The 25,843-nt window shown below is 67.8% G+C and carries 20 protein-coding genes; 9 read left to right on the forward strand and 11 right to left on the reverse strand.

Features of this window, described 5'->3' with window-relative positions; translation table 11 throughout:
* The first annotated feature begins 3 nt into the window (after window positions 1-3).
* Entirely contained in the window at window positions 4-3,282 is a 3,279-nt protein-coding gene (locus H3H55_RS25620) for an ATP-binding protein (RefSeq protein ID WP_193100736.1), read from the forward strand.
* Window positions 3,283-3,306: 24 nt separating this feature from the next.
* Here H3H55_RS25620 and H3H55_RS25625 read toward each other — a convergent pair whose 3' ends face one another.
* A complete protein-coding gene (locus tag H3H55_RS25625) occupies window positions 3,307-4,188 on the reverse strand; it encodes a LysR family transcriptional regulator (protein WP_193100737.1) in 882 nt (293 codons plus the stop codon).
* Here H3H55_RS25625 and H3H55_RS25630 point away from each other — a divergent pair.
* Complete coding sequence (locus H3H55_RS25630) at window positions 4,180-4,485, forward strand: hypothetical protein (RefSeq protein ID WP_193100738.1); 306 nt, start codon at window positions 4,180-4,182, stop codon at window positions 4,483-4,485. The genes H3H55_RS25625 and H3H55_RS25630 overlap by 9 nt on opposite strands.
* Here H3H55_RS25630 and H3H55_RS25635 read toward each other — a convergent pair.
* The 5 genes from H3H55_RS25635 to H3H55_RS25655 form a co-directional block, all read right to left on the reverse strand.
* Complete coding sequence (locus H3H55_RS25635; RefSeq protein WP_226800367.1) at window positions 4,472-5,728, reverse strand: DUF3300 domain-containing protein; 1,257 nt, start codon at window positions 5,726-5,728, stop codon at window positions 4,472-4,474. The genes H3H55_RS25630 and H3H55_RS25635 overlap by 14 nt on opposite strands.
* A 403-nt stretch (window positions 5,729-6,131) precedes the next feature.
* Window positions 6,132-7,832 (reverse strand): mechanosensitive ion channel family protein, encoded by a 1,701-nt coding sequence (locus H3H55_RS25640; protein ID WP_193100739.1) that lies wholly within the window; start codon window positions 7,830-7,832, stop codon window positions 6,132-6,134.
* 85 nt (window positions 7,833-7,917) lie between these two features.
* Window positions 7,918-9,393 carry an efflux transporter outer membrane subunit gene (locus tag H3H55_RS25645; RefSeq protein ID WP_193100740.1) on the reverse strand — a complete coding sequence of 492 codons (1,476 nt, stop codon included), beginning with the start codon at window positions 9,391-9,393 and terminating at the stop codon, window positions 7,918-7,920.
* Window positions 9,390-12,590, reverse strand: a complete 3,201-nt coding sequence (locus H3H55_RS25650) for an efflux RND transporter permease subunit (protein ID WP_193100741.1) — start codon at window positions 12,588-12,590, stop codon at window positions 9,390-9,392. The genes H3H55_RS25645 and H3H55_RS25650 overlap by 4 nt, the downstream gene beginning before the upstream one ends.
* 11 nt (window positions 12,591-12,601) lie before the next feature.
* Complete coding sequence (locus H3H55_RS25655; RefSeq protein WP_193100742.1) at window positions 12,602-13,873, reverse strand: efflux RND transporter periplasmic adaptor subunit; 1,272 nt, start codon at window positions 13,871-13,873, stop codon at window positions 12,602-12,604.
* Between the two features lie 617 nt (window positions 13,874-14,490).
* Here H3H55_RS25655 and H3H55_RS25660 point away from each other — a divergent pair.
* From H3H55_RS25660 to pcaG, 6 genes are all read left to right on the forward strand, one after another.
* On the forward strand, window positions 14,491-15,099 hold the full coding sequence (locus tag H3H55_RS25660; protein WP_193100743.1) for a hypothetical protein: 609 nt from the start codon (window positions 14,491-14,493) through the stop codon (window positions 15,097-15,099).
* 92 nt (window positions 15,100-15,191) lie between these two features.
* Complete coding sequence (locus H3H55_RS25665) at window positions 15,192-16,451, forward strand: DUF3300 domain-containing protein (protein ID WP_193100744.1); 1,260 nt, start codon at window positions 15,192-15,194, stop codon at window positions 16,449-16,451.
* 19 nt (window positions 16,452-16,470) lie between these two features.
* The gene (locus H3H55_RS25670; protein ID WP_193100745.1) at window positions 16,471-17,406 is read left to right on the forward strand and encodes a DUF2950 domain-containing protein; all 936 of its coding nucleotides are present in this window, start codon (window positions 16,471-16,473) and stop codon (window positions 17,404-17,406) included.
* A gap of 250 nt (window positions 17,407-17,656) precedes the next feature.
* Window positions 17,657-18,406, forward strand: a complete 750-nt coding sequence (locus H3H55_RS25675) for a DUF4410 domain-containing protein (protein ID WP_193100746.1) — start codon at window positions 17,657-17,659, stop codon at window positions 18,404-18,406.
* Window positions 18,407-18,544: 138 nt separating this feature from the next.
* Window positions 18,545-19,252, forward strand: coding sequence for a protocatechuate 3,4-dioxygenase subunit beta (pcaH, locus tag H3H55_RS25680; protein ID WP_072436602.1), 708 nt, complete (start codon window positions 18,545-18,547; stop codon window positions 19,250-19,252).
* Between the two features lie 3 nt (window positions 19,253-19,255).
* Entirely contained in the window at window positions 19,256-19,849 is a 594-nt protein-coding gene (pcaG, locus tag H3H55_RS25685; RefSeq protein WP_129517178.1) for a protocatechuate 3,4-dioxygenase subunit alpha, read from the forward strand.
* Window positions 19,850-20,319: 470 nt separating this feature from the next.
* On the opposite strand, the gene H3H55_RS25690 is transcribed toward pcaG, so the two are convergent.
* Window positions 20,320-21,099: an AraC family transcriptional regulator gene (locus H3H55_RS25690; RefSeq protein ID WP_129517177.1), complete on the reverse strand. Its 780-nt coding sequence runs from the start codon at window positions 21,097-21,099 to the stop codon at window positions 20,320-20,322.
* 142 nt (window positions 21,100-21,241) lie between these two features.
* On the opposite strand from H3H55_RS25690, the gene H3H55_RS25695 reads away from it, so the two are divergent.
* The gene (locus tag H3H55_RS25695; protein ID WP_193100747.1) at window positions 21,242-22,021 is read left to right on the forward strand and encodes an alpha/beta fold hydrolase; all 780 of its coding nucleotides are present in this window, start codon (window positions 21,242-21,244) and stop codon (window positions 22,019-22,021) included.
* A gap of 35 nt (window positions 22,022-22,056) precedes the next feature.
* On the opposite strand, the gene H3H55_RS25700 is transcribed toward H3H55_RS25695, so the two are convergent.
* From H3H55_RS25700 to gsiC, 4 genes are read right to left on the reverse strand one after another with little or no spacing between them, the layout of a single operon-like run.
* Window positions 22,057-22,884, reverse strand: a complete 828-nt coding sequence (locus H3H55_RS25700; protein ID WP_193100748.1) for a M55 family metallopeptidase — start codon at window positions 22,882-22,884, stop codon at window positions 22,057-22,059.
* Window positions 22,881-23,975 carry a P1 family peptidase gene (locus H3H55_RS25705; protein ID WP_193100749.1) on the reverse strand — a complete coding sequence of 365 codons (1,095 nt, stop codon included), beginning with the start codon at window positions 23,973-23,975 and terminating at the stop codon, window positions 22,881-22,883. Before H3H55_RS25705 ends, H3H55_RS25700 begins: the two co-directional genes overlap by 4 nt.
* Window positions 23,975-24,868 carry a glutathione ABC transporter permease GsiD gene (gsiD, locus tag H3H55_RS25710; protein WP_193100750.1) on the reverse strand — a complete coding sequence of 298 codons (894 nt, stop codon included), beginning with the start codon at window positions 24,866-24,868 and terminating at the stop codon, window positions 23,975-23,977. Before gsiD ends, H3H55_RS25705 begins: the two co-directional genes overlap by 1 nt.
* Before the next feature lie 7 nt (window positions 24,869-24,875).
* Window positions 24,876-25,796 carry a glutathione ABC transporter permease GsiC gene (gene gsiC, locus H3H55_RS25715; RefSeq protein ID WP_048245480.1) on the reverse strand — a complete coding sequence of 307 codons (921 nt, stop codon included), beginning with the start codon at window positions 25,794-25,796 and terminating at the stop codon, window positions 24,876-24,878.
* Window positions 25,797-25,843 lie beyond the last annotated feature (47 nt).

Here is a 25,843-nt window from a genome sequence, read left to right on the forward strand (position 1 = left end):
TCGATGCGCGTGCTCCGGACCGGCTGGCCCAGACTGCTGACCTGCGTCGCATCGTTCGTCTGCGCGGTCGGTATCGCGTCGGCGCAGACCGAGTTGAAGCTCGTCGCGCACGACACCACCGCGCACGCCTCCATGCCGCTATCGACCACGGCACGCGCGTGGCTCACAGACCATCACGACGCGATTCGCGTCGGCACGGTGCCCGGCGCACTCGGCCCGCTCGACCTCGTCGACGCTAACGGCGGTTACGTCGGCATTTCCGCCGAGTATCTGGGCGCGCTCGCGGACAGCCTGCCCGCCCGCGTGTCGGTGATCGCGTTTCCCGACCGCGCGTCGCTCGACGCCGCACTGACCGCAGGGCAAGTCGATCTCGCGACGACTGCGCGGCGCAACCCTGCCGATCGCACGCGCATGACCAGCGCGCCCTATTTCGCCAACAAGCTGGTCCTGGCGACACGGATCGATCATCCGGCCTTTGCAATCCGCGAACACGCCGGCCCTGCCGCGATCGCGTACGTCCCGGGGGACGGCGACCCCGACGAATTGCGGCGCGCGTATCCGTCGATGACGCCGCGCGCCTACCCGACGCTCGAGCGCGCGCTCGCGGCCGTTGCATTCGGCGAGGCCGACGCATGCATCGGCAACGCAACGGCGCTCAACTACCTGATCGAGCGGCAGCAGTTGCAGAACGTCGCAATCACGCGCGATGCGTTGCTCGACGGCGACGATTTCCGGTTCGCTGCGCTCCCGCGCAATGCACCGCTCGTACAGATGATCGACGCGGCGCTGGCGACGATTTCCGCCACCGACCGCGCCGCCATTCGCACGCGCTGGGAAGGCCTCGGCACGCACTATGCGCTCGGCACACGCTTTGCGCCGTCGCAGCGCGAGCGCGACTGGATCGCGGCGCACCGTGATGTGCGGTTCGCGGCGCCCGCCGATGTACCGCCGTTCGCGGTGGCAACCGGTTCGGACACGGTCACCGGTTTCGCCGCTGACCTGCTCGACCTGATCGGCGCGCGGGCCGGATTCGATCCGGTGCGCGTGCCGATCGCGCCGGGCGCCGACGTGCCGACGGACATTCCGGCGATGATGGTCGACGAGGCCGGCCACGCGCCCGCCGGCTGGACGACCACCACGCCGTACGCATCGACGCCGGCCGTGATCGTCGCACGCGCCGGCCAGACCTTCGGCGATCTCGCGTCGCTGCACGGCCGCCGCATCGTGGTCGCGCCTGGATCGGGCGGCCGTTTCGATGCGCTGTCGGCAGACGGCGTCAACGTCGAGCGCGCCGACGACGCATGGGCCGCCGCCGAGCGGGTCGAACGCGGCAAGGCCGATGCGTTCGTCACGAACATCGTGACGGCGAGCTACGTGATCGACCAGCGCTTCCGGACGCGCCTCGCGATCGTCGGCCGGGCCGGCGACGCACCCGTGCAACTCGCGTTCGCGGTGCGCGCCCAGGATGCGCCGCTCGCGACGCTGCTGGACCGTGGGCTGGCGTCGATTCCCGCGCCGCGCATGGACGCGTTGCGCGAGCAATGGCGAGCCGACGTCCGGATTCCGTCGCGCTGGGACCAGCGCAGGCCCGAGGTGCTGGCATTCGTTGCAGGGATCGCCGTGCTCGCCGTCCTGTTCCTGGTCTGGAATCACCGGCTTCGCCGACAGATCGCACGACGCAAGCGCGCGGAGGCGCAGCTCGAAACGGCCAAGCTCGCAGCGGAAGATGCCAACCGCGCGAAATCGACGTTCCTCGCGACCATGAGCCATGAAATCCGCACGCCGATGAATGCGGTGCTGGGTGTGCTCGAACTGCTCGGCGAAACCGACGAGCCGGCCGAGCGCCGACAGGTGTCGCTCGACGCCGCGCAGGAAGCGGCGCGCAGCCTGCTTGCATTGATCGACGACATCCTCGACCTGTCCCGGATCGAGTCGGGCAAGCTCGAACTGCACGCCGAACCGACCGATTGCGCGGCGCTGATCCGGGGTGTCGCCGCGATCTTCGCGGGGGTCGCGCGTCAGCGTCAGGTCGGCTTTCGCGTCGACATCGACGGTGGCGACGCGGGTGGCGTGCTGATCGATCCGGTTCGCTTCCGCCAGATTCTCAGCAACCTGCTGTCGAACGCCGTGAAATTCACGCAGGAAGGCGAAGTCGCGCTGAGCGCCCGCCTGTCGCGGGACGGCGACACCGTCAGCATCGACGTCGACGTGACCGACACCGGCATTGGCATCGCGCTCGACCAGCAGGCGCGACTGTTCGAACCGTTCAGCCAGGCCGCCGCCGATATCGGCCCGCGCTACGGCGGCAGCGGGCTCGGCCTGTCGATCTGCCGCCGGCTCGCGGACTTGATGGGCGGCGAACTGTCGCTGACCAGTACGCCCGGCGTCGGCACCGCCGTTCGCTTCAGGCTGCGCGCCTATGCCACCGCCATCCCCGCGTCAACGCGCTTGCCTCGCGCATCATCCGACGCGCTGCGGCAGCGTTTTGCCGGGCGCACGGCGCTGATCGTCGACGATCATCCCGCGAATCGCTTCATCCTCGAACGGCAATTGACCCATCTCGGGTTCCGGGTCGCCTGCGCCGGTGACGGACCGTCCGCGTTGTCGCAATGGAAGAAGGATCGCCCGGACGTGGTCGTCACGGATTGCTACATGCCGGGCATGACCGGCTATACGCTTGCGCGTGCCATTCGCGACAAAGAAGCGCACGGGCATGGCACGCCGGTCGCAATCATCGGTTGCACCGCCGACATTCAGCCGGGGCTCGTCGACCGCGCACGTGCGGCCGGCATGGACGACTGTGTCCGCAAGCCGCTCGGGTTGCGCGACCTTGCCGAACACCTCGAGCGTCTGCTAGGTGTGACCGGAGCGGCTCCGATCGAGGCAGCCGACATCCCGGTGCGGGACGCGACCGCCGAAACCCTGCTCGACGCCGCCGCCATCGAACGCATCACCGCCGGCGACATCGATGCGGAACGGCAACTGCTGACGAAGATCGCCGAATCGAATCGCGATGACGGCCTGCGGCTCTCCGCCGCCGCCGCGTCGAACGACCGGTCCTCATTTCGCGCGATCCTGCATCGCCTGTGCGGCCCGCTGACGCTGATCGGCGCGCACTCGGCCGAACACACGTGCCGGCTCGCCGAGCAACGCGCACTCGACGAAGGCACACCGCTGTCCGAACTCGAGCCCGCCGTCCAAGCAGCCTTGGCGCAGCTCGGCGACGCGATCGACGCCCGGATCGTGCAACACGCGCGGCCGCAGGCAGACAGCGACGCGTGACCAGTCACGCATCGCGCGGCCACGTCACATGCGCAGCGTGTCGCGGATCATCATCAGGGCCGTCTCCGATGCGGGAGACAGCGTTCGATCGGCCAGATACGCGAGCCCGAATTCGAGCCCCATCTCAGGACTGTCGACCGGACGCAGCGGGACGAGCGTGCCGTCCGCATCCGGCGTCACCGTCGCAGCAGTGGCGAACATGATCGCGTCGGTGCGCCGCACCACGCCTTTCAGGACCGACACGTCGTTGCATTCGGACTGCAGGCGGAATTCCTCGTGCGGACGCAGCTTCAGCACACGCCTCACGGCCGCCAGCAGATAAGGCGGCACCGGCACGGATACGATCGGGTAGTCGCGCAGGTCGGTCATCACGATCCGGTCGCGCGCCAGCAGCGGATGCGTCTCCCGCACATACAGCGATGCTTCCTGGCGCGGCAGAAGATGAATCGAGAGCCTCGAATTCGCGAGCAGCCCGCGCTGGTCGGTCACGATCAGGTCGAGCTTTTCGTCGAGCAAGCCGCCGAGCAGCGCCGCGCCGTCGGATACATGAATTCGCACGCTGATGCGCGGGTAGCGCTTCGCGAATTCGACGAGGAGATCCGGCAACAGGATTTCGGCGACGTAGGGCCCCAGCCCGATCGAGAGATCGCCGATCTCGTTCGCCTTCAGCAGCTCGACGTCGCGCTCGAGGCGGCGTGCCTCGAACAGCACGCGCTTCGCACGGTCGACGACCATCACGCCGGCCGCCGTGGCCGTCACGCCACGCGCCGCGCGATCGAACAGCCTGACACCCAGTTCGTCCTCGAGCGACTGGATGCTCCGGCTGAGCGCCGGCTGGCTGAGATGCACGCGCGCGGCGGCCTTCGCGAAACTGCCCTCCTCGCTGAGCGCAACCAGATGATTCAAACGCCGTGGATTGAGATCGTGCATGTCCAGTGGGCCTGTATTTGTTGTTTGTTCGATCGGTTCTTATGTGCGCCGATCCTCTCAGAACACCATCCGGCTGGCAAGCCGTGGCACTCTAATTTCCGGAATTGGCCACGATTACATCGGCCGGTCACGATATCGCTCAACCGTTTCGCATTGCAGCAATATGCGCCGTTATTCCATAATGGTTGCGCCCGCAACCGTTCGGCCCCGCGCATCGCGCAGGGCCGTTTTGCCATGCCACACCCCGACACCGTGGCGATCAGCCGCGCATGAAGCGTCCGCGTGCCGCGAGCCCGTGAAACGCGCCGCGCTCGATCCTGCCGTAGGATTCGGCCCCATGTGCCAGCGTCGGATGATTGGCGGCCACCGTCATCGCGCGGCCGCTCACGCGCCCCGGCTCACCACGCCCGACCGCGTGCGATGTCATCCCTTCGTCGGCGCGACCGCGCTGCGCAACCGAGCGCGTGTCGTGCATACCCTGGACCCGCTGCATCGCGCTGCCTGAAACCGGTTCGCCCGTGCGGGCGCCGAGCACCTGCTGCGCCCGCGCACGGGCCGAATCGTTCGGCGCGAAGCCGGTCCGGCGCGCGGGTTCCACCGGCCCCGGGCCGCCCGGGTACGCAAGGCCACGCGACCAGCCGCCGCGATCGATGCCCGCGCTGCGGATCGAGTCGTGTCGCCACGTCGTCGAGCCGTGCGCGGTGATCTGGTGATTCACGTTGATGTGGTTGTAGTGGTTCACGTTGATATTGACGTTGTGGTTGTTCCAGTCGCAATTGCCCCACAACGCATCCGTTACCGCGATGCCGATGCCGAAACCGACGCCGGCGGCCACGCCGGACGCGAACGCATACCCCGGAGGCGGCGGTAGGTAGACGGGCGGCATGGCCGGATAGGCCCAGACGCCGTACACCACCGTCGGATCGTAGGTCGGCACGTAGACCACCTGCGGGTTGGTCGGCTTGATCACGATCGTTTCCGTGGGACCAGTTTGCTGGACCACGACCGTCTGTTGCGTCGTCGTGCTCAGGTGACCGGCGGCCCGCGCACTGGCGCGCAGGCGCTGCACCGAATCCATCACGCCGTTCGGATCAGCAAGGAACGCGCTGCCGAGCTGATGCACCCAGTCGGGCTTGCCGCCCATCATCGCGAGCACCGACGGCACGGCCATCAGCGACTGGACGCTCGGATCCCACGGCTGCGACGCGACCGCCTTCACCGCATCGTCGCCGCCCTTCGTCGGATGCGCATTCAGCCAGTGCGCCGCCTGCACGACTTCGGACGGATAGGTCGACGCCATCAGGATCTGCGACAGCAGCGCATCGGGATACAGCGCGATCGGTGCCGTCACCGAATCGAGCTGCTGGCGGGACCAGCTTGCGGACGTTGCGGTTGCGGTCGTCGTGGCGGCCACGGCAGACGGCGCGGCGGCAAGCATCGCGGTGCCGCCGGCGATCCCGATCATGCAGGCCGAGATCACGTTGCGGGCAATGCGCTTCATGTGTCGGGTATTCATCTCTTTCTCCTTTGCCGCGTGTCGGGCAATGTCACGGCACCGGTGTGCCGCGGAAACAGGACGCAGGACGAACGATCGCGCGACGCAAGCGCGTGCCGTCGGGCGACGCGGGCCGCGATTCAGTCCTGCTGCGAATCGGAACGGGATCGGGAGATCGTCGTCACGAGACGACGTCCGCTCGGGCCGACGCGTACGACACGGCCTGCAGGGCACGCGCGTCGTCGGGAACGGAAACGGAAAGGTGGGGTTGCGTCATCGTGCGTATCGCGCCGGACTTCGGCGCTGGCTCCATCGGTTGGGATGGATTCATTCTGGCGGACCGGCGGAGTCGCAGCGCTCGGAAAATTCCGAGACCGGGCCGGAATCGCCTGAATCCGGCCCAAACGACGCGCCCGCGAACGCGTTACGCCGCGTCGCCGGGCGTCGAGCGGTTGCGCGCGGGATCGGTCGATGCCGGCGCCCGATACCAGTCCGCTTGCGGCACGACGACAGACTGGTCCGGCTGTGCGCGGAAATGCGGCGACATGATCTGCACGCCGTGCTCGTTGAACACGTCGACGATATGCGCGTGCAGGTCCGACTGCACACGCGGATGCAGTTCCGGCCGATCGAGCGGCGCGACCAGCGAGTATTCGATGTAGTAGTCGGACAGGCTCGTCTGCAGCACCAGCGGCTCCGGCTCTGCGGGCACGTGCGGCGTGCGGCGCGCGGCCTCCTCGAGCATCGCGCGCACCTGCCGCCACGGCGCGTCATAGCCGATCGTGACCGACGCGGACACGCTGGCCTTGCGCCCCGACAGGCGCGTCGTGTAATTGACGACGACCGAGTTCACGACGACGGCATTCGGAATCGTCACTTCCTCGTTGCGCACGGTCGCGATCTTCACCGACAGCGCGTCGATCGCCAGCACGACGCCGGTGGTATCGGCGATCTTCACGAAATCGCCCTTGCGCAATGCACGCGCATAGACGACCACGATCCCGCCCATCAGCTGCGTGACGACCCCCGACGAACCAAGCGTGACCATGAAACCGAGTAGCACGCTCAAGCCCTTGAATACTTCGCTCTGCGAACCGGGGATGTACGGATACGCGAACGTGATGCCCAGCACCCAGATGCCGATCGACACGAGCCGGCGCGTCGCGCCGATCGTCTCCTGATGCACGCCCGGCACGGCCAGCCCACCGCCCTGGATCGCACGGAACAGATTCGCGACGAAGCTCTGCACCGCGCGCGTGAGCAGGAAGATCACGATGACGGTCACGATGCCCGGCACCGCGTCGACGACGGCCATGCCGATCCGGCCGGCCAGGTCGAGCAGGAACGCGCTCAGCCGCGCGCCTTCCTGTTCCGTCGCCGGAAAGCGATCGAGCACGAAGATCAGCCACGCATACACCGCGAGCCCGATCAGGAACGCGGCGATGAGCTGGACGAGCTGCCGCACGAGCTGGACCGCCGAGCCGGACCAGTCGAAGCGCGTCGAGGTCCGGCGCAGCAGGCCGTCCTCGAGCGTGCGCTGCAATCGCACCTGCAGCAGCGTGCGCATTTTCAGCACGACCCATACGATGGCAGCCAGCACGAACGTCGCGGCAATGCTGAACAGCACGCCGCGCAGCAGGTTGGGCCAATGCAGCGTCGCGCGCCGGGCCGCGAGTGCCGCGGCGAGATTCTCGCGCGTCGCCGCGACGAGCTGCTCCGTCGTTTCGGACGACGCCGCATCGGCGTCGTCGCGCGTGACGACGAACAGGAGGTGGTTGCCGAGCCGGAACACCGTGCCCGTCACACCGCCGAGGGTCGCGTCCGCCGTCTCGAGCGGCAGGGTGAGCGCCGCCTCGGGCAAGGTATCGAGCATGGCGCGCGCCCGTGCGGCACGCGCCTGCGGCGGCGCGCCGGCCACGTCGCCGCGAAACACGACGACCGTATGCCCGGAAAAGCGCAATTCGGCAGGCTCCGGCGCGGTGGCGCCGGCCGGGCCGGATACGGCGGCAGCGATGCCCGGCAACGCAAACGCAAGAGCGATGACGGCGCCGACGATCCGCACACAGGCCGCAAGCCATGCGGGCGCCGTCGCCAGGCGCCCACGCAGTCCCTTCAGGTTCAACATGCGTTCAATCCATGCGCCCGGCGGGCGCCCAAAAAACGATTGCCACCGCGCGCCTGCCCACGCACCTTCATGCCGCACATGGCGATCAGACGGCACCCTGCGGATGCGGCACGGCCGGCGCGGGCGCCGCGACTGACGGCTCGCCGGCACTGCGCACGTCGTCCGGCAGCGCGCCCCACCCGCCGCCCAGCGCCTTGTACAGTGTCACATAGCCGTTCAGCAAGTCAACGCGCCCCTGCACCGCGGCGAGTTGCGCGCTGAACAGTTTCTCCTGCGCGGTCGTCACCTCCAGGTAACTCGAGTAGCCGCTTTCGTAACGCGCACTCGACTGCTTCGAATAAACCGTCAGCGCGTCCTGTTGGTTGTCGAGACTCGCGAGCCGCGACTCGGCCTCGCGCGTCGTCGCATAAGCCGTGTCGACTTCCGCGAGCGCCGACAGCACGGCACCCTGATAGGCGAGCCGCGCCTGTTCGCTTTGCGAGCGTGCCGCACGCACCTGCCCCTGGATCGCACCGCCCTCGAAGATCGGCTGCGCGACGCCTGCCGACAGCCCCCAGATGCGCGACGCGCCGTGCCAGAGCCCGCCCATCGTGCCGGCTGCCTGCCCGATGAATGCGCCGATATCGAGCGACGGCAGGTAGAGCGCCTCGGCGGCGCCGACCAGCGCGTTGGCCGCGACCGCCGTCTGCTCGGCCTGCAGCAGGTCCGGCCGGCGGTTCACCAGCGCGACGGGCGTATCCGCGCCGAGCGGCGGCGGCGTCAGCGCGCCGATCGGCTGGCCGCGCGCGATCGGGCCCGGCGCTCGGCCGAGCAGCACCGACAGCGCGTTCTCCGTCTGCGCGATGCTCGCGCGCAGCGGCGGAATGGCGGCCTGCGTCGAATAGTAGTCGTCCTGTGCCTGGCTGAGCTCCACCTCCGAGATCACGCCGTGCGCGTAGCGCAGCTTGAAGATGTCGAGCGCGTGCGCGCGTGAATCGAGCGTCTGCTGCGCGATCGCGAGCTGTGCGTCGAGCCCGCGCAAGTTCAGGTATCCCTGTGCGACCGACGCAGCGAGCGACAAGGCCACGCCGCGCCGCGCATACTCGGCCGCCCACAGGTCCGCGCGGGCTGCCTCGGTCTGACGGCGGATCTTGCCCCACAGATCGATTTCCCAGCTCACGCTGCCGCGCAACTGGAACTGGTTGCCCGGCTCGTCGAAACCTGCGAGCGGCGTGCCGGCGAACACCGAGCGCCGTTCACGGCTCGCACCGAACGATGCGCCGAGCTGCGGAAACAGTCCGGCGCGCGCCGCTTCGAGCTGGCCGCGATATTGTTCGAGCCGCGCCACGGCGACGCGCGCGTCGTAGTTGTTGCGCACGGCCTCGTCGACGAGCGACGCAAGCACCGGATCGCCGAACGCACGCCACCACGCGATGTCGGGATCGACCTGCATCGACGGTGCGGGCGCATTGCGGTATGCGTCCGGTGCGGCGGTCGGCGCACGCGCGTAATCGGGGCCGATCGCGCAACCGGCGAGCGACAGGCATCCCGCCAGCGCCAACGTCAGGTAACGGGCCTTCATCGCGCGTCTCCTTCGCCGTGCTGCGCACCGGACAGCGTCGCGCCCGGCGGAACCGAGCCGCCCGCGTCCGCATCCGGCTCACGGGGCCCACGCGACAGACGCTCGGCCAACAGCGAAATCAGGTTGAAGAACAGCGGCACGAACAGCAGCGCGAGCGACGTCGCCGCGATCATCCCGCCGATGATGCCGGTGCCGATCGAATGACGCGCATTCGCGCCCGCACCGAACGCGATCGCGAGCGGAATCGCACCGAGGATGAACGCCAGCGACGTCATCACGATCGGGCGCAGCCGCAGCCGCGCCGCCTCGATCGCCGCCTCGAGCGCGCTCAGCCCCTCCTTGCGCTTCTCCACCGCGAACTCGACGATCAGGATCGCGTTCTTCGCGGCCAGCCCGACCAGCGTGACGAGGCCGATCTGGAAATACACGTCGTTTTCGAGCCCACGCAACCAGATCGCCACCAGCGCGCCGAAGATGCCGAACGGTACGGCGGTCAGGATCGACAGCGGCAGCGTCCACGATTCGTACTGTGCGGCCAGGATCAGGAACACCATCACGATGCCGAACGCGAACACGGCGACCGTCGTGTTCCCGGCCTTCTGCTCCTGGAACGCCTCGCCGCTCCATGCGAATGCATAACCGGGCGGCAACGTCGCGCGCGCGACCTCCTCCATCGCGGCGATCGCCTGCCCTGAGCTGTAGCCATCCGCCGCGTCGCCGGTAATCTTCGCCGCCGGAAAGCCGTTGAAGCGCGTCTGGAGATCGGGGCCGCTGATGTAGGACGCCTTCACGAGCCCGGCGATCGGCACCATCTTGTTGTCGCCCTGGCGCACGTAAAGGTTCTGCAGGTCCTGCACGCGATCGCGATACTGCGGCTCCGCCTGCAGGATCACCTGCCACACCCGGCTGTCGAGCGTGTACTGGCTCACGTAGGCTGAGCCGAACAACGTCTGCAGCGTTCCATACACCTGCGAGATCGGCACGCCGAGCGCGGCGGCCTTGTCGTTGTCGGCCTCCACGCGCAGCTGGCGCGACGACGACTTGATCGTCGTCATCAGCTTCGCGAGTTCCGGACGCTTCGACGCGGCCGCGATGAGCGCGCGCGTCGTCGCCTCGAGCTGCGCGGCCGTCCCGTCGCTGCGGTTCTGCACCCAGAACTCGAACCCGCCCTGCGTACCGAGCCCCGGAATCGACGGCGGCGCGACCGGCACGACGACTGCCTCCTGGATCTCGCGCAGTTGCGGCACGAGCGAGCGCATCATGCCGAGGATCGACAGTTCGAGGCTGCCCGAACGCTCCTTGAAGTCCTTCAGCGCGATGAACACGGTGCCGGCATTGGTCTTGTACTGCCCGTCAACGAAGCTGTAGCCCGACAGCGCGGACGCATCCGCGACGGCCGGATGCTTGCGGAACAGCGCCGCGACCTGCTCGGTGGTCTGCTGCGAACGATCGAGGCTGGCCGAATCGGGCATGAAGATCGCCGCGAGCGCGTAACCCTGGTCTTCGTTCGGCACGAAGCTGCTCGGTATGTGCGCGAACAGCCCCCACACGGCCACCAGCATCGCGCCGCACAGCACGACCGACAGCAGCGCACGCCGCATCACCGCGCGGACCATCGCCGTATAGCCGGCTGTCAGGCGCTCGAAGCGCGTGTTGAACCAGGTGAAGATGCGCCACGGCTTGCCGTGCGTCGGTTTCAGGATCATCGCGGCCATCGCGGGCGACAGCGTCAGCGCGACGAACCCCGAGATCACGACCGACACGACGAGCGTCAGCGCGAACTGCTTGTAGAGCATCCCCGTCGTGCCGCTGACGAACGCGACCGGGATGAACACCGCGGACAGCACGAGCACGATCGCGATGACAGGCCCCGTCACTTCCTCCATCGCCCGCAGCGTCGCATCACGCGGCGACAGGTTGAACTCGTGCATGTTGCGTTCGACGTTCTCGACGACGACGATCGCATCGTCGACGACGATGCCGATCGCGAGCACCAGCGCGAAAAGCGTCAGCAGGTTGATCGAGAAGCCAAGCGCGAGCAGCCCCGCGAACGTGCCGATCACCGAGACGAACACCGCGATCACCGGAATCACGGTCGTGCGCCAGCTCTGCAGGAACACGAACACGACGGCGACGACGAGCACGATCGCCTCGACGAGCGTTTTCACGACTTCGTCGATCGACGCCCGCACGAACTCGGTCGTATCGAGCGAAACCTTGGTCGCGATGCCTTGCGGCAGTGTCGAGTGCATCTTCTCCAGCGTGTCGCGCACGCCCTTCGAGACCTGCAGCGCGTTCGAACCCGGCTGCTGGTACACCGCGATGATGGTCGCGGGCTTGCCGTCGAGCGACGAGCGCAGCGCGTAGCTGTTGAGCCCGACCTCCGCGTGACCGATGTCGCGCACGCGCACCGCGGCAGCGTTCTGGCTCGCCGCGCGCACGATGATGTTGTCGAAGTCCGCCGGCTTCGCGAGGCGTCCGGGCGTCACGATCGGAAAGCTCAGCACCGTGCCTTTCGGGCTCGGCGCCTGCCCGATGCTGCCCGCACCGTATTGCTGGTTGTAGCTCGCGACCGCGTTCTGCACGTCGGTCGCCGTGATGCCGAGCGCGGCCATCCGGTCGGGCTTCAGCCAGATCCGCATCGCGAGATCCGCGTCGCCCATGATTTGCGCCTGGTTCGCGCCCGGCACGCGCTTGATCGCATCGAGCACGTACAGGTTCGCGTAGTTGCCGACGTACTGCTGGTCGTAACGGCCGTCCGGCGAATAGACCGCGATCAGCATCAGGAAGCTCGACGAGCGCTTCTGCACGTTGACGCCGTTCTGCTGCACGGCGGTCGGCAACTGCGCGAGCGCGAGACTCACGCGGTTCTGCACCTGGACCTGCGCGATGTCCGGATCGGTGCCCGTATCGAAATACACGTTCAGCGACATCTGCCCGGTCGGCGAGCTGGTCGACTGCATGTAGATCATGTTGTCGACGCCGTTGACCTGCGTCTCGATCGGCGCGGCGACCGTTTCGGCGACCGTCTGCGAATCGGCGCCCGGATAGGTCGCCGTGACGGTGACCTGCGGCGGCGTCAGCTCCGGATACTGCGCGATCGGAAGATTGAACATCGCGACGAGGCCACCGATCACGATGACGAGCGACAGGACGACCGCGAACACCGGCCGCTTCACGCAAAACGCGGATAGCATGGGCGGTCTCCTCAGCGGTTCGCGAGCGTGGCCGACGGCGCCGATGCGGCGGCGGCGGTGCCGGATGCCGGCGCGTCGGCCGCATCCGCCGGCAGCTGACGCGACACCGCGACGGGCGCACCCGCACTCAGCTTGAGCGCACCGTCGACGACGACGTTCTCGCCGTTCTGCAGGCCCTCGCTGATCAACCAGCGATCGCCGACCGTCTCGCCGACGGTCACCGGGCGCTGCTCGGCCTTGAAGGTCGCCTGGCCTGCCCCGCCCTTGTCGGCCGACTCGACCACGTACACGAAATCGCCCTTCGGGCCGTGCATCACCGCGCGCTGCGGCACGGTAATCGCCGCCGGGAACGTCGCACCCAGCACGCGCGCGCGGACGAACTGCCCGGGCCTGAGCACGGCCTTCGCATTCGGCATCTCCGCACGTACGAGGAACGTGCCGGTCTGCTGGCTATAGGTCGAATCGGCGAACGTGATGCGGCCGCGCTCCGGATAAACGGAGCCGTCGCTCAACGTGATCTCGACTTCGTAGCGGCCGTCCTGCGGCGCGACCAGGCGCCCTTCCTTGCGCGCGTTTTGCAGTTGCAGCATCTGGTTTTCCGACACACTGAAATTCACGCGCATCGGCGACAGCGCCGACACGCTCGTGAGCTGGCTGTTCTGCGCATTGACGTACGCGCCTTCCATCTGCGAAGCGAAACTGGAGACGCCGTTGATCGGCGAACGGACGTAGGTGTAGGACAGGTCGAGCTGCTTCGCCGCGAGGTTCGCGCGCGCCGCATCGACCGCGGCTGCCGCTTCATGCTCGCTCGCGACGGCGTCGTCGAGATCCTTCTTGCTGAGTGCGTTCTGCGCGGCAAGCGGCTGCACGCGCGCGAGATTGGCCCGCGCGCGCCCGAGCCGCGCCGTCTGCTGCGCAAGCTCGGCCTTGGCCGCATCGACCTGGACCTGGAATGGCTGGTGGTCGATCTCGAACAGCAGTTGCCCGGCCTTCACGTCCGAGCCTTCCACGTAGTTGCGCTTGACGAGGAAGCCCGACACTCGCGAGCGGATTTCAACCTCGTGATCGCTTTGCGTCTGGCCGACGAACTCCATCGTCGCGGGCGCCGCCTGCGCGCCGACGCGCTGCGCCGTCACCTGGGCCGGACCCGAGGCGGGCGGCACGCCGCCCGGCTTGCAGCCGTATAGCGCCGCGAGCGTCGCGGTCAGCGCGATCGCGCCACGCGCGGCGACGCCGACGGATGTCTGTGAATCGCGCTTCGACGCCAGGCCCGGTTTTCTCATGGTCAGTCCTCGTAGATCTGCACAGTCGGAAAATCGCCGTCGCCCGCCGTGCGGCCGGCGGCCGGCGCGGAGCAGAACGACTCCACGCCGATTCGCGGCTCGAATAACGCGCACGAAGAACGGACAATGCCTTTTACCTGTTCTATGAATACGAATTCCAGGAAACGTCATTAAGTCGAAAATCTAAATAGACCTGGCCATTACCAGCCGACATCGATTCCATTGAAATTCGACGGATGATTCTGCCCCAGAAAAACAGGCCTTACAAATGCATACAATGCATTGGACATCGCGTGATCGAAAACGCATCATCATCGCCTGTCAGCCCGGCCGGCCGGATCGGATCCTTTGTACATAGGCTTCTCCGGGGTGACCGAACGACGATCGGATAATCGAACGCCCTTCCCGCAGCGATGCATGAATGGCATTGCCGGCACCGGTCTCAAATAGGCGTTTCAATTCGACCGATTATCGTGAATCCGGGCCTCGCATCCATGGCTCACCATTTCAAACGATATTTCCGGAGTATTTTCGAGAACTTTTTTCCGATGCATGGAGCGTTTTCGGTAAATATTGAAGTGGTTTTCCGGACAATTATTGATAACGAGGGAAATGAGATGAAAATGTCCGTCATCGCGGCAACGTTGCTGGCCTCCGCGCTGAGCCTGAACGCCCATGCGCAAGATGCTCAAGACACGCAAGCCAAGCAGGACAAGCTCGCGACGGCCACGCAGGTGCTGATCGACAACGTCGCGCCGCTGGAGATGCAGGCCCGAATCGTCGAGATCGATCACGCGGCCCGCACGCTGGTGCTCGAAGGCAAGCGCGGCAACTCGGTGCTGATCGCGGTGCGCCCGGACGTCAACGGATTCGACGACCTGAAGGTCGGCGACACCGTCAAGGTGGCGTACAAGAGCGCATTCCTGCTGACCGCCGACAAGGTCAAGGGCGGCAACGGCGGCATCCGCGAACGCGTCGAGACGCAGACCTACGCACCGGGCGGCACCAGCTACGACTCGACGCGCAAGGTCGAGGTCGTCGCGACCGTGTCGAAGATCGATACGAAGAAGCGGCTGGTCACGCTGCGCGGCGCGACGCGCACGCAGACGCTCTATGCGAATCCGGCCATCGACCTGAAGACGCTGAAGCCGGGCGACACCGTGCACGCGGTGTTCCAGTCGGCCACCGCCGTCGAGATCGTGCCGGGCCAGACCGTCGCCCAGTAATACCCACGCTCGCGGTCCGGCGGTCGCGCCGGACCGCGGCACGCCCATGCCGGTGTGCGCTATCGCCCTCATCCGTCGAACAGGAGAATTCCATGACGACCACGCCATGGCTTCGCCGATCGCGCATTGCGCTCGTCTGCGCGATGCTCGCAGGCTCCGCCGCCTTCGTCCTCGCGCCGGTCGGGCAGGCCCATGCGCAGACGCAGGCCAAACTGTCGAGCCAGCAACTCGACTCGCTCACCGCGCCCGTCGCGCTTTATCCCGATGCGCTGCTCGCGCAAGTGCTGATGGCCGCGACCTTTCCGGATCAGATCAATGCCGCGGCGGCATGGGCACAGGCGCATTCGAACCTGAAGGGTGACGACGCCGTGAAGGCTGTCGCGTCCGAACCGTGGGACCCGAGCGTGCAGTCGCTCGTCGCGTTCCCGCAGGTGCTCGCCACGATGGCGTCGAAGCCCGACTGGACCGCGCAGCTCGGCAACGCGTTCCTCGCGCAGCCGAACGACGTGATGGATTCGGCGCAGCGGCTCAGGCGCGCCGCCCAGCAGGCCGGCCACCTGCAATCGAACAGCCAGCAGAAGATCGTCGTCGAACAGAACACGATCCAGATCCAGCCGGCCAATCCGCAGGTCGTCTACGTGCCGACCTACAACCCGACCGTCGTCTACGGCACGTGGCCCTATCCAGCCTACCCGCCCGTCTACGTCCCGCCGCCGCCCGGCTATGCGGCCGTGAACGGCCTCGTCGCGGGCCTCGCGTTCGGCACCGGCGTCGCGATCACGAACGCGCTCTGGGGCGGATTCGACTGGAATCGTCACAACGTCAACATCAACGTCAATCACTACAACAACATCAACGTGAATCACCGGATCAGTTCGACGACGAACGTGACGCACTGGAACCGCAGCTCCACGACGGTTTCGGACCGCCGCACCACCGTCGACCGCTCGACGCACGACGCGTATCGCGGCCGCGACGACTCGCGCACGCGCGCGGAGCAGACGCTCCAGACGCGCACCGGACAGCATGTGTCGGGCTCCGCGTCGGACCGCGTCGGCGCGATCCGTCAGGACGACGCGCACGACCGCACGCACGCATCGACGCGGCAGGGCAATGCCGACCTGCAGTCGCGCGCGCAGTCGGTCAACCGTGACGGCGCGCTGCGCGGCGCCGGCGACGGCAACGCGGCGCGCCAGGACGTGCAGCGCGGCCAGGCGAGCCGTCAGGCCGCGACGACACGCGCCGGCGGACTCCAGGCATCGCGCACGGAAACCACGACGACGCGCGGCAGCCGGCGCGAACGCGACAGCAGCCTGCGCGCAGAAGGCGGCCGCTTCGGCCGGCAACGCTAACCCGCTCGAGGAGCTCACGATGAACCGTTCCTTCCTCCGCGCGATGCGCAGCCATGCAGAATCTGCATCGAAGCGGCGCGCCCGAAGCCTGCTGGCGATCCCGGCACTGCTGGTCGGCATGCATGCCGCGCACGCGCAGACCGTCTTCCCGACCGCCGACGCGGCGGCGCAGGCGTTCGTCGACGCCGTCGCAACCAGCGACCCCGACGCGCTGCACCGCATCCTCGGGCCGGACGCCCGATCGATCGCGACGCCGGGCGGCTTCGATCCCAACGATATCGACCTGTTCCTGGCCGCCTGGTCGAAAGGCCACAAGATCGAGACGGCGCCCACGGCCGACGGCCGCTTGCCGACCGCCCACCTGCTCGTCGGCGACAGCGACTGGCCGTTGCCGGTGCCGATCGTCGAAACGAAAGCGGGCTGGCAATTCGACATCAAGGGCGCGCGCGACGAAATCCTGACGCGCCGCATCGGCCGCAACGAAAACGCGGCGATCCTGACGTCGCTCGCGTACGTCGACGCGCAACGCGACTATCACGACGGCACCGGGCGCTACGCGGCCCGCCTCGTCAGCACGTCGGGCCAGCGCGACGGGCTCTACTGGCCGACCGCGCCCGGCGAGCCGCCCAGCCCGCTCGGACCGCTCGCCCAGGTGATGGGCAACCAGACGACGGCGAACGAGGCCTATCACGGTTATCACTACCGGATCCTGACGGCTCAGGGTGCGCACGCGCCGGACGGCCCGCGCGACTACCGCTCGAAAGGCGGGCTGTCGGACGGCTTCGCCCTCGTCGCGTGGCCCGCCGCGTACGGGCAGACGGGCCTGACGACGTTCATCGTCGACGCCGACGGCCAGGTGTACGAGAAGAACCTCGGGCCGCGCACGGCGAAAGTCGTCGAGTCGATCCGGGCCTACGACCCCGATCCGTCGTGGCGCGCCGTGACGCCACCCTGACGCTCACCACGCAAGCTTCCGCGACCGCGGGCGGGACGGCCCAGCCGCCCCGCTTTCCCGCGCCCAGCGGCGGATGTTCGGCGGCGGCCGGTGGGCGCGGCCGCACATCAAACGCTCGATTACCGCAGAGCTTCGGACACGCTGCCATATGCGAACGCCGAGCATCCGCCGCTGGGCAGTCGTCGCCGCTCCCACGGCCCCTGCACCCCCGACCGGCCGGCATGCGGACCTGACCGAACAGGACAAGACCATGACTGCAACGAACCGTACACGCGGCCGCCGCCGCACGATCCTCGCCGTCTGCGCGCTGCTCGCGCTCGGCGGCTGCGCCGGCGGCGACATCCACGACATGAAGTCGTATTCGAACCGGCAACTGCCTCGCCCGGACGAGATTTACGTGTATCCGTTCGCGGCCGATTTCGGCGACACGAGCACCGATTCGGGCCTGCTGTCGCGGCTCGAATCGTCGGGCGATCCCGCGACGACCCGCCACGCGATCCAGCAGGAAGCGTTGCAGGTACGCGACGCGGTGACCGATGAAATCGTGAAACGCCTGCGCGACGGCGGCCTCCCCGCCGTGCGCGCGACCGCCAACCCGCCGGCCGGCCGCAACGTGCTGATCGTCAACGGCGCGTTCAGAAAGGTCAGCGCCGGCAACCGCACGCGCCGGCTCGTGATCGGGCTCGGTGCGGGCAAGAGCGACGTCGAAACCGATGTGCGGCTCTGGTACCGGCCGGCCGACGGCACGCCTGAACTGGTCCGCCGCTACGACGCGAGCGCCGAGGGCGGCAAGGAGCCCGGCATCGCCGAAACCGCCGGCATCGGCGCGGCGATCGGCCATCTTGGCACGTCGCTCGGGATCAGCGCAGGCGCGCATGCGGCGACCGAGACGCTGCGCGACTCGGTCAACGACGACGCGAAGCGCGTGGCCGACACGATCGCGAAGGAAATCGGCGACTTCGGACAGGCGCAGGGATGGACCGCATCGGGCACGCCGTAAGCCGGCCCGGCCCGGAGCGCGCGCGTCAAATATAACGAATCGTTATGCGTCTCGCGAAAAAAGGTCATTTTGCATAACTTTCCGGATTGGCTACAGTCCTGCCATCCACTTCGCGAAATACCTATCAGGAGACGCCCGATGGATTCCCCCACGATCCTCACGCCGCGCGACTGGCCGTCGCATCCGGCCTATGTCCACCCCGAGTACCGTTCGTCGGTGAAGCGCGGCCCGACCCGCCCGCTGATCCCGCTGAAGGACAAGCTGCGCGACCAGTACGCGCCCGTCTACGGCGCCGAAGATCTCGGCGCGCTCGACCACGATCTGACGAAGAACGCCGTGAAGAACGGCGAGCCGCTCGGCGAACGCATGGTCGTCACCGGCCGCGTGCTCGACGAAGGCGGCAAGCCCGTGCGCAACACGCTCGTCGAGGTATGGCAGGCGAACGCGGCCGGCCGCTACGTGCACAAGGTCGACCAGCACGACGCGCCGCTCGACCCGAACTTCCTCGGCGCGGGGCGCTGCCTGACCGACAACGAAGGCCGCTACCGCTTCCTGACGATCAAGCCCGGCGCGTATCCGTGGGGCAACCATCCGAACGCGTGGCGCCCGAATCACATCCACTTCTCGCTGTTCGGCGATTACTTCGGCTCGCGTCTCGTCACGCAGATGTACTTCCCCGGCGACCCGCTGCTCGCGTACGACCCGATCTTCCAGGGCACGCCCGAGGCCGCGCGCGATCGCCTGATCTCGCGCTTCTCGATGGACATCACTGAAGAAGGCTATGCGCTCGGCTACGAATTCGACATCGTGCTGCGCGGCCGCGACGCTACCCCGATGGAGCGCTGAACCATGACGACGCTGAAGCAAACCCCTTCGCAGACGGTCGGCCCGTACTTCGCCTACGGCCTGTGCCCGCAGCAATACGACTACGACCTGAAAAGCCTGTTCACGCCGACGATCGCCGCGACGCACGCCGACGGCGAGCACGTGCTGCTGGTCGGGCAGGTGTTCGACGGCGACGGCAACGTCGTCGGCGACGCGGTGCTCGAATTCACGCAGGTGGACAGCGCAGGCCGCTACCCGGCGTCGCGCGACGATATCGCGAAGTCCGGCTTCACGGGCTTCGCACGGGTCGGCACCGGCACCGATGCGCAGCAGCGCTTCGTCGTCGAGACGGTGAAGCCGGGCCGGATCACGGCCGACGACGCGCCACACGTCAACGTGACCGTGATGATGCGCGGGATCCTCACCCATGCGTTCACGCGCGTGTACTTCGACGACGAAGCCGCGGCGAACGCGGTCGACCCCGTGCTGAACGCGGTGCCGGCCGAGCGCCGCGCGACGCTCGTCGCGAAACGCGATGCGCAGCCGGGCCGACCGACCGTCTACCGCTTCGACATCCGCATGCAGGGGCCGAACGAAACGGTGTTCTTCGACGTGTGACGCACGCCGGCGCAAGCCGGTTTCGGATGCCGACGCACCGCCGCGTGGCGCGAACCCGACAGGGAGCGCGCCACGCGGCGTTTTTCGTGTTCCGCTGAAATCTTTCGATGCTGCACCGCATCGCGCCGACGCACGGTTGCCGATGTCCATTGGCCGGGGCTTCTGCCCCCACATCGAACGCGCGATTCAAACGCATGCTGCGAGAGCACATGAATCGTCGGAAAAGCACGATTACGTTTGCGCGTTATGCGGCGTATTCTTGGGTATCAAAGACGAGCCGTCAGGATTAAATCGGAAAAGGCAACAATCCCACAAGTCATGCGCGCAACGCCCTTGCTGGCTGTTCGCGCATTTTTTCTGACCGAGTGCCTTTAAACGCGTCTGACCGAAATTGGCAGGCGCGTATTTTTTTGCGTTGCCGCTGCGACCGGCGAACGGGCATGACCTGCACCGGCGCCGATCTCTTTCGGTCAGCGGCGAATCTCCAGATACCGGCTTGGCGTGTCGCCCAGAATGCGGCGAAACGCCGACGTGAACGCGCTGGCGCTCGCGTAGCCGAGATCGAGCGCGACGCGCGTCACCGGCTGCCCGTCGCTCAGGCGGGCAATCGCCGCGAGCATGCATACCTGCTGACGCCATGCGGCAAAACTCACGCCCGTCTGCGCGCGGAACTGCCGCGTGAACGTGCGCCGGCTCACGCCCGCGTCGGCGGCCACCTGGTCGAGATCGGCCGCGATCGACGGCGACGCGAACAGGTGCCGGCAGACCTTCGCCAGCCGTGCGTCGGCCGGCAGCGGCGCATGCAGCGACAGGCGCGGCATCGTCGCGATTTCCGCGACCAGCAGCGCCATCAGCTTGCCCGCGCGCCCGTCGACGTCGTACAGGGCCGGCAGGTCGATCGCATCGTCAATCAAATGCCGCAGCAGCGCAGACACGCCATACACGCCGCACTGCTCGGGCAGGCCGGCCGCCTGCGCGGCGTCGCCCGACACGAACGTGTTGAGCATCGTGACCGGCCCGGTCATCGTCATCTCGTGCCGCACGCCGGCCGGCACCCAGCACGCGCGCTGCGGCGGCACCAGCCAGCGCCCGTGCGGCGTCGACACGCTGATCGTGCCGCGCGACGCGAACGCGAATTGCCCGCGCCCGTGCGCATGGTCCGGAAACGTCGTGCCCGCCGCATAGTCGTTGGCGGTCACGACCACGCTCCGGGGAATGTGTTCGTAGGGATCTAACAGCGTATTTCTCACGGCCCGAATTCCATCATCAATGACCCGATATCGAAGGCGGGTCACCTTCGATCGATCTACGATCCGCTCCACCCTTGCGCGACCTGACGGCCGCAGGACCCGACGGCCTGATCGGCCGGATTTCAACACCCTCGGAGCGGACATGCCGAATACGTTTCATCGCGTGGGGAACGGCCCCCACCCTGTTCTCGTGCTGCACGGCTGGTTCGGCGACGCCCACGCATTCGAACCCATCGAAGCGTGGCTGTCGCGCGAGCACTTCAGCTATGTATTCATGGACTTCCGCGGCTACGGCCGCATGCGCGACGCACGCGGCGACTACACGATCGACGAGATCGCCGCCGACACGCTCGCGCTCGCCGACGCGCTCGGCTTCCCGACCTTCAGCCTCGTCGGCCATTCGATGGGCGGCATGGCGATCGAGAAAGTCGCCGCCATCGCACCTGATCGCGTACGCGCGCTGGTGCCGATCGCACCCGTGCCGTGCGGCGGCCTGCCGTTCGATGCCGAGCGGCGCGCGCTATTCGAGCGCGCCGCCGACCATGTCGCCGATCGCAGGACCATCATCGATCGCAGCACTGGCGGCCGGCTGCCCGCCGCCTGGGTCGAGTGGAAAGCCGCGTATTCGGCCGCCCATTCGTCGCCGCAGGCATTCGGCGCGTACTTCCGCGCGTGGGCCGATACGGATTTCAGCGACGAGATTACGGGCGTGCATCCGGTGAAAGTGCTGATCGGCGAGCACGATCAGGCATTCGATGCGGCGCTGATGGCGCGCACCTACCTGCGGCGCTACCCGCGCGCCAGCGTCGACGTGCTGCGCAATGCGGGCCACTATCCGATCAACGAGACGCCGCTCGCGCTGGTCGCGGCGATGGAAGCGTTCCTGCTCGCATCGACGGCGCATCCCGCCGTCAGCGGCTGACACGCCGCGCACAAGCGGCCTCGTTGCGGCACGCATCACCGCAGCATGAACGACATCGCCGACAGGCTGTTCAGCGTGCGCACCACGTGCTCGACCGAAGGCCCGTCGAAACGCAGCGTCACCGCGTCGACACGTTCGAGCGACGGCAGCACGCAGAACAGGTCGGCGAGCGCGGCCGTCTGCACGCGCAGCGTGCACGCAGCCGGCGCGGGCCGATGCGCGCCCGCGCGGCGACCGGACGACAGTGCCTGCGCAACCGTTTCGCGCGCGGCGGTTGCGATGCGGGCACACGACGCGGCGGGCGTGAGCGTATCGCCGCTCGATGCGCCGCCGGCCGTCTTGACCGTCTCGAAACGCGCATCCGGAAACAGCGGCTGCGTTTCCTCCGCGAACACGTCGTCGCCCGTTGCGAGCACGACGTGCGCACCATATTCACGCGCCAGCGCGCCGTACAGCCCGGCTTCGCCGAGCTCGACGCCGTTCAGCCACACCTGCGTGAACGCGAAGCTGTTGATCGTGTGCGCGAGCACGCCGCGCGTCTGCGACTTCGCGTGATAGCCGATCATGAACACGAGGTCGGGCTGCTGTTCGAGGCCCGCCATCATCCCGAGCGTGCGCGGCTTGCCGAGCACGACGCGCGTGCGCGCATCGAGCCCGTCGGGCAGCAGGTTGCGATAGCCGCCATGCGAATCGTTGATCCAGACGGCCTGCGCGCCGCCCGCGAACGCGCCTTCGATCGCCGCGTTCGCTTCCGCGGTCATCCAGCGGCGCGCGCGCTCGTATTCCGGATTGCCGGCGCGCGTCTGCTCGGTGGCGAACACGCCGGCGACGCCTTCGATGTCGGTCGAAATCAGGATCTTCATGAATAGTTGGGACGATGTACGTTGAGCAGAGGGTCGAGATCGGGCACCGCGTCGCGCAGCGATTGCCGCACGTGGCCGTCGCGGCCGGTCACGGTAACGGCCTGCAGCAGCGCGTCGACGATCGCGCGCTCGACGCTGTCGGCCGCTGCCGCGAACAGCGGATCGAGCATTGAATCGGCCAGCAACGCCGGTAGCGAAACGTAACGGGCGTCGTGCGCGATCGTGCCGGCGGTCGAGAACGCCAGCGCGATGTCACCGCTGCCGTGTCCGTAGACGGACCCGGTGCGCGCCAGCCCCGCTGCTGCGCGTCGCGCGAGCCGCGTCAGTTGCCGCGCGTCGAGCGGTGCGTCGGTCGCGAGCACCATGATGATCGAGCCCTGCTCGGGCGGCGGCGCCGCAACCGCGGCAGCGGCACGTGTAGCGCGCGCGGCAGCGATCCGCCCGACCGGCACGCCGTCGAGCGTCAGCATCGGCAGCCGGCCGAAATTCGCGAGCACGAGCGCGCCGACCGTATACATGTGGCCGGCCGCCACGGCAACTCGCGACGCCGAGCCGATCCCGCCCTTCAGGTCGAAACACGACATCCCGCGCCCGGCGCCCACCGCGCCGCGTGCGACGTCGCGCGACGCCGCGCGGCATGCGTCGTCGTAATGCGCGGCCGTCACCGCGAACGCCTGGATGTCGTTCAGGTAACCGTCGTTGCACTCGAACACGAGCGGATTGACGGTCGGCCAGTCGCGGCCGATGGCCGGATTTGCGGCGATCGCCGCGCGGATCTGCGCCTGTGCGACCGCGCCGACGCCGAACGTATTGGTCAGTGCGATCGGCGTCTCGAGCGTGCCGAGCTCGTCGACCTGCACGAGCCCGACGCTCTTGCCGAAGCCGTTGATCACGGCCGCGCCGGCCGGCACCTTGCTGCGGTACACGTCGCCCGGATGCGGCTTCACGACCGTGACGCCGGTCTGGACCGGACCGTCGGCGAGCGTGCAATGGCCGACCGTCACACCCGGCACGTCGGCGATCGTGTCACGCGCCCCGGTCGGCAGCACACCGCCGCGCGACGCGCCGTCGAATCTGCTGCCTGTCGCCATCAACGACGCTCCAGCTTCGGATCGAGTGCGTCGCGCAGCCCGTCGCCGAGCAGGTTGAACGCGAGCACGGTCAGGAAGATCGCGACGCTCGGGAAGATCGCAATATGCGGCGCCGTCACCATGTCGGCGCGCGCCTCGTTGAGCATCGCGCCCCACTCCGGCGTCGGCGGCTGCGCGCCGAGCCCGAGGAACGACAGGCTCGCGGCCGTGATGATCGACGTGCCGATCCGCATCGTGAAGTAGACGACGACCGACGACACGGTGCCCGGCAGGATGTGCCGCATGATGATCGTCCAGTCCGACGCGCCGATGCTGCGCGCGGCCTCGACATAGGTCATGTGCTTGAGCATCAGCGTGTTGCCGCGCACGAGCCGCGCGAACGCCGGGATGCTGAAGATCGCGACCGCGCAGATCACGTTGACCATCCCGTTGCCGAGGATCGCCACCACGCCGATCGCGAGCAGGATGCCCGGGAACGCGAACAGCACGTCGGCGACGCGCATCGTGATGCGGTCCCACCAGCCTTCGTAGTAGCCGGCGAGCAACCCGAAGAACGTGCCGATCAGCGCGCCCAGCGCGACCGAGAAGAAGCCGGCCGCGAGCGAGATGCGCGTGCCGGCGATGATCCGGCTGAAGATGTCGCGGCCGAGCGAATCGACGCCGAACCAGTGCACGACCGACGGCCCCGCGTTCAGCGCGTCGTAGTCGAAATAGTTCTCCGGATCGAACGGTGCGATGTGCGGGCCGACGAAGGCCAGCACGACGAGCGCCAGCACGAAACCGCCCGCTATGAGCGCGACGGTCTGCTTGCGGAACTTGCGCCAGAATTCGCGCCACGGCGTGCGGATCTCGGTCGCGGCGGCCGGCGCCGCGGTCTGGACAGTCGCGTTCATGCGCGCCTCACTTGAACCGGATGGTCGGGTTGATGACCGCGTACAGCACGTCGACGGTCAGGTTGATCAGGATGAATTCGAGCGAGAACAGCAGCACGATCGCCTGGATCACGGGGTAGTCGCGCATCGTCACCGCATCGACGAGCAGGCGCCCGAGGCCCGGCCAGTTGAACACGACCTCGACGACGATCGAGCCGCCGAGCAGGAACCCGAACTGCAGCCCCATCATCGTGACGACCGGAATCATCGCGTTGCGCAGGCAGTGCTTGAGCACGACCATCGGCTCGTGCACGCCCTTCGCACGCGCGGTGCGCACGAAATCCTCGTTCAGCACCTCGACGAACGACGCGCGCGTGAAGCGCGCCATCACGGCCGCGACCGCCGCGCCGAGCGTCAGCGACGGCAGCACGTAGCTCCGCCACGAGCCGTCCGGCACGACCGGCAGCCAGCCGAGCTTCACCGAGAAGATCTCCATCAGCAGCATGCCGAGCGCGAACGCGGGAAACGAAATGCCCGACACGGCGATCGTCATCCCGAGGCGGTCGGGCCAGCGATTGCGCCACACCGCCGACGCGATCCCGATCGCCATGCCGAACAGCGTCGCCCACACCATGCTGACGAGCGTCAGCAGCAGCGTCGGCATGAAGCGCTCGCCGATCTCGGTCGAGACCGGCCGCTTGCTGCGCGTCGACATGCCGAAATCGCCGTGCGCGATCTTCACGAAGAAGTTCGCGAACTGGGTCGGCATCGGTTTGTCGAGACCGAGATCCGCGCGCACGAGCGCGACCGTTGCATCGTCGGCTTCGGGCCCGGCCGCGAGCCGCGCCGGGTCGCCCGGCAGCAGGTGCACGAACAGGAACACCAGCACCGCGACGATCGCGAGCGTGGGCAGCAGGCCAAACAGGCGTTTGACGAGGAAATTCAGCATGGGGCACCGATCGAATCAGCGCGCCGGCAGCTTGCGCCGCCGGCGCC

The sequence above is a fragment of the Burkholderia sp. Z1 genome, from assembly GCF_014893795.1.
GTDB classification, from domain to species: domain Bacteria; phylum Pseudomonadota; class Gammaproteobacteria; order Burkholderiales; family Burkholderiaceae; genus Burkholderia; species Burkholderia theae.